The sequence below is a fragment of the Streptomyces sp. NPDC001406 genome (genome assembly GCF_042895285.1).
Lineage (GTDB): Bacteria > Actinomycetota > Actinomycetes > Streptomycetales > Streptomycetaceae > Streptomyces.
Genome location: NZ_JBIAWG010000048.1, coordinates 1 through 9,370 on the forward strand (window position 1 = coordinate 1; position 9,370 = coordinate 9,370).

Consider the following 9,370-nt stretch of genomic DNA (forward strand, 5'->3'; position numbering starts at 1 on the left):
GAACCCGACAGTCCTGTCAGAGCCGGGCACCACGAACGTACGAGACCACCTGACGGGCAGGCACATCGGACGGGCCACACGAGTGACCGCCGGACAGGACCGCGCAGACGACCGGCTGCCGACCGAAGCCGCAGCGGGCGGGAACGTCGAGAGGCCCGGCGTCTGCCGGACCCCTCGACTCTCGTAGCGGGGACAGGATTTGAACCTGCGACCTCTGGGTTATGAGCCCAGCGAGCTACCGAGCTGCTCCACCCCGCGTCGGTCCGGCCACTCTACACAGCAGCCCCGACCAGGGCGGAACCCATTTACAGCTGCGGGCGCGGCTGGCGGTGGTACACCCCCGCAGGCGCGTACCACCCGTACGAGTACCGCAAAGGGCCGCCGGTTTCACCGGCTGATGGCACCCGCAGCCTCGTCAGCGGCGGACGCCGCCGTGACGCTCCCCGCCGCCGTGCCGGTCGTCCCCGCCGTGGCGGGTGCCGCCGTCACGGTGGTTGTGGCCCCAGGACTCGTCGTCGCCGTGGCGCGGTCATCCCACTAGGGCGCGTATCGAGTCGTGATCATCGGGTGGTCCTGGTGAGGTCTTTGATCCAGATCATCGAGGCGTGCAGGTGGAGACTGGCGAGGTAGCTGTCGGGAGTCTTGTCGTATCGGGTGTCTCACCATCCCAGTTCCGGCCTCCTGGTACGTCACGCTCTGGGGCGGGTGAGGCACGTGGAGCCGACGTGAGCCGACCGGTGCACTGATGTCCGGGCGGGGACTCATGGGACATGGCCCGGCACCCGGCTCAGGTTCCGGGGAGGATACGGCGCGTTTCGTAGGCCCACATCGCGATCTCGACCCGGTTGCGGGCGCCGAGTTTGGCCATCAGGCTGGCCAGATGCGTCTTCACCGTGCTGAGGCTGATGTGCAGTGCATCGGCGATCTCGGTGTTGGTCAGCCCGCGAGCGACGGCGAGGAGCACCTGCTCCTCGCGGGCGGTGACGGGGGAGACCGGCTGGGCCACGGGCCGGCCGGCGGGCAGGTCCGCGAATGCCTGGAGCAGACGGACGGTGACGCTGGGCGCAATGAGCGCCTCACCGCCGGACGCCGACCGTACGGCCTGCGCCAGAAGGTCCGGTCCCGTGTCCTTGAGGAGGAATCCGCGGGCGCCGGCACGCAGCGCGCCGTAGACGTACTCGTCGAGGTCGAACGTGGTGATGACGACCACGGCCAGCGGGTCGGCGACGCCCGGGCCAGCGACCAGCCGGGTGGCCTCGAGCCCGTCGAGTACGGGCATGCGGATGTCGAACAGGCAGACGTCGGGGCGTAGTTCGCGGGCCAGACGTACCGCTTCGTGTCCGTCGGCGGCCTCGCCGACCACCTCGATGCCGGGCTGGGCGTTCAGCATGATCCGCAACCCGGTGCGGATGATCGTCTGGTCGTCAGCGACGAGGACGCGAATGGACACCGCTCTCGCTCCTCGCTCTCGGCAGTTCGGCTTCGACATGCCAGCCCCGGTCGATACCCGGGCCGGCTCGTAGTGTGCCGCCGAGCAGAGTCGCGCGCTCGCGCAGTCCGGTAAGTCCGTATCCGTCGCGACCCCGGCCGGTGCGCCGGCCGTTGTCGCGCACGCTCACCCGTACCGAGTGCCGTTCCGCGGCGACCCGAACGACGAGCTCGGTCGCGTCGACCGCATGGCGCAGCGCGTTGGTCACCGACTCCTGCACGATCCGGTAGACGGCCGCGTCCACGGCCGGGGGCAGCGCGTCCAGTTCGCCGTCGAGCCCCAAGTCGACCCTGAGGCGACCACCCGGGGTGCGCACCAGGCGCTCCAGATCCGCGACTCCGGCAGGGGGCGCCAGCTCGGCGCCGACCCCGCGGTCGCGCAGCGCGGCGACCATGGCGCGCATTTCCTCCAGCGTGCGCGCCCCTTCCTCCTCGACCCCCTCCAGCGCCTCGACGGCGGCGGACGGGTCGATGCCCGCGAGCACCCGGCCCGCCTGGGCGATGATCACCATGGCCGACACGTGGTGGGCCACCGTGTCGTGCAGTTCCCGGGCGAGCTGCTCGCGCTCGCGGGAGCGCACCTGCTCCAACTGCCGCTCGCGAGCGGTCACCCGGAACCGCACGGCAGCCCCGACCACGCCGGGCAGCAGCAGGAAGACGAAGCCCACGACGTTCTCGACGACCGGGGTCTCGTCCGTGACGGAACACAGCGCGCTGGCCGCGAGGATCACCGCGCCGCCCAGCACGATCTCGCGTCCCGATCCCCACCGGGGCAGCGCGTACACCAGCACGAGCATGATCAGGCCGGTGTACAGGCCGACGGGCTCGCGCGGAGCGGCGACGAGCGAGGCCACCTGAAGCAGGATCACCGAGCCGAATGCCAGCGTCACCATCGCCAGTGGGCGGGTCCGGCGCCACAGGGGCAGCAGGCACAGCCATACGGCGAACACCACCGCCACCGGACGCCACACGACGTTCTCGCGCAGGGTGGCCTCCAGCATCACACCGCCCAGGCCCGCGGCGAGCAGCGCCCAGTCCCGCCACACCCGGGCGGGCGCGTCGGGCGGCCGGGGTTCGGTCCACAGGGTTCGCAGGTCGTCTCGCAGCACGGTTCTCAGCCTAGGGACCGCGCCGTGCCGCGCATCGGCCGAAAGGACGGGTCGTCACTCCGCCCTGGGGCCGACGGATCCGCGGCCCGCGAGCCGATGCCGCAGAGCGCCGTGGCGACGAACCTCGGCATCGGCGGCCGTACAAGGACGGCCGACGAGGTGGTTGGAGGACCCGATGCTCTCGAAAGCCCTGTTGCGCCTGGGCGCAAGCGCCGCCCGCCATCCTTGGCGGGTGATCGCGGCATGGCTGATTGCCGCCACGCTTGCCGTCCTCGCCGCGATCGCCTTCGGCGGGCGGACCGCGGACTCGATGACCGCTCCGGGACTGGACTCCCAACAGGCCGCGGAACTGATCGAGCGGGCAGGCACCGGCCAGGAGGGGATGACCGCCCAGGTGGTCGTCACCCCCCTCGACGGCGGTGCGACGTTCTTCGACCACGGCAGCGCGCGCACCGCTCTCACGCGGCTGCAGACCGAGGTGAAGCGGCTGCCGCACGTGCTCGGCACGAGCGACCCGGCGGGGGCACTCGACGCAGGCGGGGACACCACCGTGCGCGGCGGCCTTGTCTCGGCCGACGGGCGGATCGCGGTCGTCCGGGTGCAGTACCCCGACCAGAGCCGGCTGTCGGCCAAGGACCTCGACGCCCTCGTCGGTCTCGGCGACCGGCTGCGCGGCGAGCTGCCTCTGCGCATCGAGATGGGCGGGAACCTCTTCTACGTCTTCTCCGACGCCGACGGCGGCGCGAGCGAGCTGATCGGCCTCCTCGCCGCGGCCGCGATCCTGTTCCTGGCGTTCGGTTCGCTCGTCGCCGCCGCGCTGCCGATCGGCATGGCGGTCTTCGGGCTGACCGTCGGGGTTGCCACGATGACGGTACTGGCGGGGGTGACGGACGTCCCGACCTTCGCACCGGTCCTGGGCAGCATGGTCGGACTCGGGGTGGGCATCGACTACGCGCTGTTCGTGCTCGCCCGGCACCGCGAGTACCTCGCGCGCGGGCTCGATCCCCGCGAGGCGGCCGGGCGGGCGGTGGCCACGGCGGGGCGGCCCGTGGTCTTCGCCGGCGGCACCGTCGTCGTATCGATCCTCGGCCTGGCGGTCGCGAACGTGCCGTTCATGACGGTGGGCGGGATCGCCGTCTCGATCGTCGTCCTGACCATGGTGGTCGCGTCGGTGACGCTGCTGCCGGCCTTCCTCGGCGCGGCCGGCCCGCGTCTGGGCCGGACCGGTCGGATCGGCCGGGCTCTGCAGACCAGGAAGCTGGGCCGACTCGCACGGCGGCGGGACCCGGCGGCAGGCGCCGCCCCCGCCGCCGGGTGGCGGCGCTGGATCGGGCACGTCAGCCGGCACCCGGTGCCGTACGCCGTCGGCGCGGCCGGGCTGCTGCTGACCGCGACACTGCCCGTGCTCGGCCTGCGCGTCGGCCTGCCCGACGACGGCTCACTGCCCCACAGCCGCACCGAGCGCCGCGCCCACGACCTCGTCGCCGAGGGGTTCGGCCCGGGCACCAACGGTCCCCTCGTCATCGCCGTGGACCCCGCCGGTGAGCCGGGAGTGCTGGACCGTCTCGTCACAACGGTCGCGGCGGACCCGGGCATCGCATCCGTCGCGCCGACGCATGTCGACCGGGCCACGGACATCGCGACCCTCGTGGTGTTCCCGACCACCAGCCCGCAGGAGAAGGCCACGGCCGACACCATCGCCCGGCTGCGCACCGACGTGCTGCCCACGGTGATCGGGCACGGCCCGGCCAGGGCCCACGTCGGCGGCGCCGCCGCGAGCCTGTCCGACGTGGGCCAACGCACCAGCCAACGCCTGCCGGTGTTCGTCGCCGCCGTGCTGGCGCTGTCGTTCCTGCTGCTGATGCTGGTCTTCCGCTCGATACTCGTACCGCTCAAGGCGGTACTGCTGAATCTGCTGAGCATCGGCGCGGCCTACGGCATCATGGTCGCGGTCTTCCAGTGGGGCTGGGGATGCGCACTCATCGGGCTGGAAGCGACGGTTCCGATCGTGTCGTTCATCCCGATGTTCCTCTTCGCCATCCTGTTCGGCCTGTCGATGGACTACGAGGTGTTCCTCCTCTCCCGCGTACGCGAGGAGTACCTGCGCACCGGCGACAACGGCACGGCGATCGTTGAGGGCGTCTCGCGCACCGCCCGGATCATCACCTCGGCCGCCCTCATCATGGTGGCGGTCTTCCTGTCCTTCGCCGTCGCCGAGGACCCCTCCACCAAAATGTTCGGGCTCGGCCTGGCCACCGCGATCTTCATCGACGCCACGATCGTACGCATGGTGCTGGTACCGGCGACCATGACACTCCTCGGCCGGACCAACTGGTGGCTGCCGAAGTGGCTAGACTGGATGCTTCCCCGCGGCCCGGTCGGCACCGACGACACCGACGCGGAATCCACGGGTGAGGCCCCGCGTCCACGGCTGGTTGACCGTTGACTCAACTCCTGCCCGCCCTTGGCGTCCGGCACCTCAGCGCGTCACCTGGGGGCATATCGAGTCGTGATCATCGGGTGGTCCTGGTGAGGTCCTTGATCCAGATCATCGAGGCGCGCAGGTGGAGACCGGCGAGGTAGCTGTCGGGAGTCTTGTCGTATCGGGTGGCGATGCCTCGCCATGCTTTGAGCTTGTTGATCAGGCGTTCGACGGTGTTCCGCTCCTTGTAGAGATCGGCGTCGTGGCTGACGGGTCGGCCACCTCTGGAGCCCTTCTTCTTCCGGTTGGCGGCCTGGTCCTTCTTCTCCGGGATGACCGCCTTGATACGGCGTTTGCGCAGGTGGGCGCGGTTTCCGCGGGACGAGTACGCCTTGTCCCCGGCGACCGCGTCCGGCCGGATGCAGGGTCGGCCGACGGGCCCGCGTACCCGTACCTTCTTCAGGACGGGGATGAACTGCGGGCTGTCCGCTACCTGGCCTGTGGTCAGGATGAACGCCAGCGGGCGGCACTTGCGGTCGGCGGCGAGGTGGACCTTGCTGGTCTGCCCGCCTCTGGAACGTCCGAGGAGGGCGGCCTTCAGCCGGAGTTTCCGCCGACGCCGGATGCGTCGTCGTTCTTCCAGCGCGGGATCACTTTCGGTCTCTTGCCCGTTTTGCTCTTCGAGGCCGCCCCCTTTGACCTGGCCTTCTCCTCCTCGGCCGCGGCTTTCTCCAGGGCGGTGACGACGTCCTCGTCGAGGTGCATCCCGGCCGCGTCGTGGTGGGCTCGGGCGGTGGTGGAGTCGATGCTGACCAGGGACAGGTCCACCTCACCCCGCTTCGCGGCTTCCGTGATCAGACCCTCCAGCAGGGCCTCGAAGACGCCGGCGTCACTCCACCGCCGGAAGCGGTTGTGGACGGTCAGCCAGGCGCCGAACTCCGTCGGCATCTCCCGCCACTGCCCGCCCGTCTTGAACCGCCAGATCACGCCCTCGAACTGCTGCCGCAGTCGCTCGGGGTACGGGCCGTACTCGCCGATCGGCAGGTACGGCTCGATGAACTCCCAATCCGGATCGGTCAGTTGCACTCGCGTCACGTAAGACCGTCTATCGGACCGGACCGTGCCACGAAGGCACATCCCGCAAATTGATCACGACTCGATACGCGCCCTGGTCCTGCCGGTCCTGGACGGCCTGGACGAGATGGACCCCCCGGCCCCCGACGGCACCCCCGACCCCGCCGCGCCCCGTGCTACCGCCGTCGTGCGCGCCCTCAACACCTACCAGCAAGGCCGCGACGCCGGGCCCCTCATCCTGACCTGCCGCACCCGGCACTACGACGCCCTGAGCGCGCACACCGAAGTCCTGGACGCCGCCCGCATCGCCGTCGCCCCCGTCGACACCGCCGACGCCCGGGACTACCTCACCGGACGCGCACTCGACGCGGCCCGCTGGCGGCCCCTCACCGACCACCTCGCCCCCACCCCAGCGGGCCCCTGGCGGACCGTACTGTCCACCCCCTGGCGGCTCTGCCTGACCGCCACCGTCTACCACCACCACGGCAACCCCGCCGAACTCCTCACCCTCCCCGGCCCTGACGCCCTCGACCGCCACCTCCTGGCCCGCTACATCCCCGTCGCCACCCGCACCACCCCCAACCCCCACGGCTACACACCGCACGACGTCCACCGCTGGCTCCACCACCTCACCACCCACCTCGACCCCACCAGCACCCCCCAAGCCACAGCCACCGCAGGCACGGAAGCCACCGACCTCGTCCTGCACGAACTGTGGCCCCTCGCCGGACGCACCCGCGTCCGCGCAACCGACGCCCTCCTGACCACCCTTGGCGTCCTCACCACCCTCCCCCTCGCCTGGACAACCCCCCAGCCGGTAACAGGCGCGGTCGCTGCTGTGATCGGCACGATTGCCGTCGTGGCTGGAACGAAAGCCATCACGACCGGCATCCCCAGTCGTCTGCAGAACCCGATCAGGACCCCTCAAGCACGCAGAAGCCTCGCGGCCGGGCTCGCGGGCGGGCTCGCGGGCGGGCTCGTGCGGGAGCCGGGCACGAGCCTCAGTGGCCGGGCCATCATCAACAGCGACGCCTTGTTCGGGCTCGCGGTCGGGCTCCCGGCCGGGCTCACGTTCGGGCCCGTGTTCGGGCTCGCGGGCGGGCTCGCGCTCGGGGCGGAGGCTTCGCGCCGGTATGCGGTGTTCCTGCTCTGCTCGCGCCGCCGTCTGCCGTTCCGGCTCGGCCTGTTCCTGGACTGGGCCGTCACCGCAGGACTCATGCGCTACAGCGGGCCCGCCTACCAGTACCGCCACCGTGAACTCCAGCACTGGCTACGCCAGCACCCCGAGCCTCCAGCCGTGCCCTAACGACGCAGCCGCTGCCGAGGCCCACACGACAAAACAGTCGGGACTGGGCATCCGTGCGGGAAGGCGTCGCCACGACGCTTCTCCGAACGGAGCCCTCAGCACTCCCACCTGACCTCGTCGCCCTGAACTGCGCATCTCGCCGACATGCCGGGCCATGACGGGTCCGGCAGCCTGCCGCACCGCGGCGAGGATGCGCTGGTAGTCCGGCGGGAGCATGGTCTCCTCCAGGCCCGGCTCGCGGTGCGGAATCAGCATCACCGACCGTCCACCCACCTGCCCGGGCATCGGCGCGGCTGAGGCGCGCTCGTCGGCGAGTTGTTCGCTCACCCGCTCCAGGACCCGCTCGGCGACGGCAAGTTCGTCCCGCTCGGCCCGCACCTCCGCCAACTGCTTGGCCAGCTGTTCTTCGAGTTCGTCCAGTTCCGCACGCCGCGCGGTGATCCGTTCCAGCAGCTCGGGATCCATGCACTGGATCGTAGAAGGCCACCCGGCCTCAGCGAGCGGGAACCGCAGAGCTGCCCGCTCCTACTCGGCGGCCTCCCGCACGTCCCTCACCCGCGCTGGCTGTCGGTGCTCGCGTCGCCGTCGATTCACGTAGTGGTGCAGGCCGTCTCCCAACGCCATCCGGCTGCCGAGAAGGCGACCTGGATTGGCCAGCAGGTTCCGTCAGCCTCGACGTCGGAGCGACGGTGAAGGCGCCCCGCACCGGATCGTCCACCCGGCGCCCTTGAAGGGCGAGTGCCGTACGCCGGGCCGCATCCACGCTGGAGAACGTCATGCTTCGTGATCGGGGTCGAGCACCACCATGAACCTGTTGCCTTCCGGATCCGTCATCAGGGCGTGCATGCAATCGTGAGGTTCCACGAGAGAGGCGCCCTTGGCGATCAGCGTCTGAACCTGTTCGGCGATCGTTCCGACAAGGACGGTGACGACCGGTAGCACAGCCGGAGATTCCGCTTCGCCGACGCTGTACCCACCCCAACCCGGGATGCCGCCCCAGAACCTGATCATTTTCTCCGGGTCTACTGCTTCAAAATGAACGTGCATGCTGCTGTCTCACTTTCATCTGTGCGACCGAAGCCGAAAACGGCCTACCGGATCAATCCGGCAGGCCGTTACGGGTGAACGGACTTCAGCAGTCGATCACGGTGTTGCCCGTGTCCGCGATTCCGGGTTCGCTGAAGCGTCCGTGGTACTCGACCTGAAGGGTCACCTGAGTGTTGTATGTCTCTTTCTCTCCATCATGCACGCACGTGAGCCCTGGAGTGGTGTAGCGCCCGCTGCACCTCGTCCACCCGCTGTCCTTGTGCTTCACCGCGCGCCAGTACCCGTCGCGCACGTACTCCTGAAGATCGACCTGGACCCGGCACTGGTCGGGTGCCGGAGTTGAGCAACCCGTGTAATGGCCCTGGGCGTACAGCGGGCCGCCATGGGTGACCTGGAACGGTTTCTCACCCTGGAACGTGCACCACACGGGAAAGGCAGCAGTCTTCGCGACGGCCCTTCCCGTGTTGCCGCTCGGAGCAGCCGACGCCGCGGCAGCCGGCACCAGCAGGGCCCCCGCCGCGAGAAGCGGGACGACAAAACATGCGTTCACTTTTCCCCCTAAGAAAAATCGAACGCGTGTTCCGCCGCCGACCATCCTCATGGGTTCACAGGCGCCCCACAAGATCCGTGGCGCGAACTTTCCGTTGTTTGTCCGGTTCCCAGTCGTGGACTTGACCGTTCCCTCCCAGCCACTGCCAGCGGGCCGGTAGAAAACGACGAAGCCCCCGCCGGCCGAGAAGCTGACAGGGGCTGCCTGTGCGGTTTCGTGATCACAGATGCACGTGCGGATCACCTCGTTCAGCTACTACGCCTGCTCGGGCATCGACTTAGAAGACATCTCATTTGGAGTGTTCGGTAGGGTCTCGGTGTGGGGATCGTTGAGCGGCTAGTGCCGGATGAGTTGTGGGAGTTGTTCCAGCGGGT

At 69.9% G+C, this 9,370-nt stretch carries 8 protein-coding genes, 1 tRNA gene and 1 pseudogene; 3 read left to right on the plus strand and 7 right to left on the minus strand.

The annotated features are described in order from the left end of the window. Positions 1–184 precede the first annotated feature (184 nt). Positions 185–258: transfer RNA gene (locus ACFY1J_RS45885), tRNA-Met, on the minus strand. Positions 259–397: 139 nt separating this feature from the next. On the opposite strand from ACFY1J_RS45885, the gene ACFY1J_RS45890 reads away from it, so the two are divergent. After that, on the plus strand, positions 398–541 hold the full coding sequence (locus ACFY1J_RS45890) for a hypothetical protein (RefSeq protein WP_390733291.1): 144 nt from the start codon (positions 398–400) through the stop codon (positions 539–541). A 246-nt stretch (positions 542–787) separates the two neighbouring features. On the opposite strand, the gene ACFY1J_RS45895 is transcribed toward ACFY1J_RS45890, so the two are convergent. Both ACFY1J_RS45895 and ACFY1J_RS45900 read right to left on the minus strand, forming a co-directional pair. Then, positions 788–1,450, minus strand: a complete 663-nt coding sequence (locus ACFY1J_RS45895) for a response regulator (RefSeq protein WP_390713353.1) — start codon at positions 1,448–1,450, stop codon at positions 788–790. Beyond that, positions 1,425–2,597: a sensor histidine kinase gene (locus ACFY1J_RS45900; RefSeq protein ID WP_390713354.1), complete on the minus strand. Its 1,173-nt coding sequence runs from the start codon at positions 2,595–2,597 to the stop codon at positions 1,425–1,427. Before ACFY1J_RS45900 ends, ACFY1J_RS45895 begins: the two co-directional genes overlap by 26 nt. 175 nt (positions 2,598–2,772) lie before the next feature. On the opposite strand from ACFY1J_RS45900, the gene ACFY1J_RS45905 reads away from it, so the two are divergent. Then, positions 2,773–5,043 carry an MMPL family transporter gene (locus ACFY1J_RS45905; RefSeq protein WP_390713355.1) on the plus strand — a complete coding sequence of 757 codons (2,271 nt, stop codon included), beginning with the start codon at positions 2,773–2,775 and terminating at the stop codon, positions 5,041–5,043. 67 nt (positions 5,044–5,110) lie between these two features. Here the strand turns inward: ACFY1J_RS45905 and ACFY1J_RS45910 are convergent. Next, positions 5,111–6,114, minus strand: a pseudogene (locus ACFY1J_RS45910) (IS5 family transposase). A gap of 25 nt (positions 6,115–6,139) precedes the next feature. On the opposite strand from ACFY1J_RS45910, the gene ACFY1J_RS45915 reads away from it, so the two are divergent. Then, entirely contained in the window at positions 6,140–7,399 is a 1,260-nt protein-coding gene (locus ACFY1J_RS45915; RefSeq protein WP_390733292.1) for a hypothetical protein, read from the plus strand. Here the strand turns inward: ACFY1J_RS45915 and ACFY1J_RS45920 are convergent. The 3 genes from ACFY1J_RS45920 to ACFY1J_RS45930 all read right to left on the minus strand — a co-directional run bounded on the left by ACFY1J_RS45920 (position 7,364) and on the right by ACFY1J_RS45930 (position 8,996). Continuing rightward, a complete protein-coding gene (locus tag ACFY1J_RS45920) occupies positions 7,364–7,864 on the minus strand; it encodes a hypothetical protein (protein WP_390733293.1) in 501 nt (166 codons plus the stop codon). The two genes, ACFY1J_RS45915 and ACFY1J_RS45920, sit on opposite strands and share 36 nt — an antisense overlap. Positions 7,865–8,173: 309 nt before the next feature. After that, positions 8,174–8,446 (minus strand): VOC family protein, encoded by a 273-nt coding sequence (locus ACFY1J_RS45925; RefSeq protein WP_143138195.1) that lies wholly within the window; start codon positions 8,444–8,446, stop codon positions 8,174–8,176. A gap of 85 nt (positions 8,447–8,531) precedes the next feature. After that, positions 8,532–8,996 (minus strand): hypothetical protein, encoded by a 465-nt coding sequence (locus ACFY1J_RS45930; RefSeq protein WP_390733294.1) that lies wholly within the window; start codon positions 8,994–8,996, stop codon positions 8,532–8,534. Positions 8,997–9,370 lie beyond the last annotated feature (374 nt).

Bases quoted from the DNA above. Each gene is read 5' to 3' on its own strand.
- ACFY1J_RS45905 (WP_390713355.1), top strand. From the start codon at position 2,773: ATGCTCTCGAAAGCCCTGTTGCGCCTGGGCGCAAGCGCCGCCCGCCAT.
- ACFY1J_RS45925 (WP_143138195.1), bottom strand. From the start codon at position 8,446: ATGCACGTTCATTTTGAAGCAGTAGACCCGGAGAAAATGATCAGGTTC.
- ACFY1J_RS45890 (WP_390733291.1), top strand. From the start codon at position 398: ATGGCACCCGCAGCCTCGTCAGCGGCGGACGCCGCCGTGACGCTCCCC.
- ACFY1J_RS45920 (WP_390733293.1), bottom strand. From the start codon at position 7,864: ATGGATCCCGAGCTGCTGGAACGGATCACCGCGCGGCGTGCGGAACTG.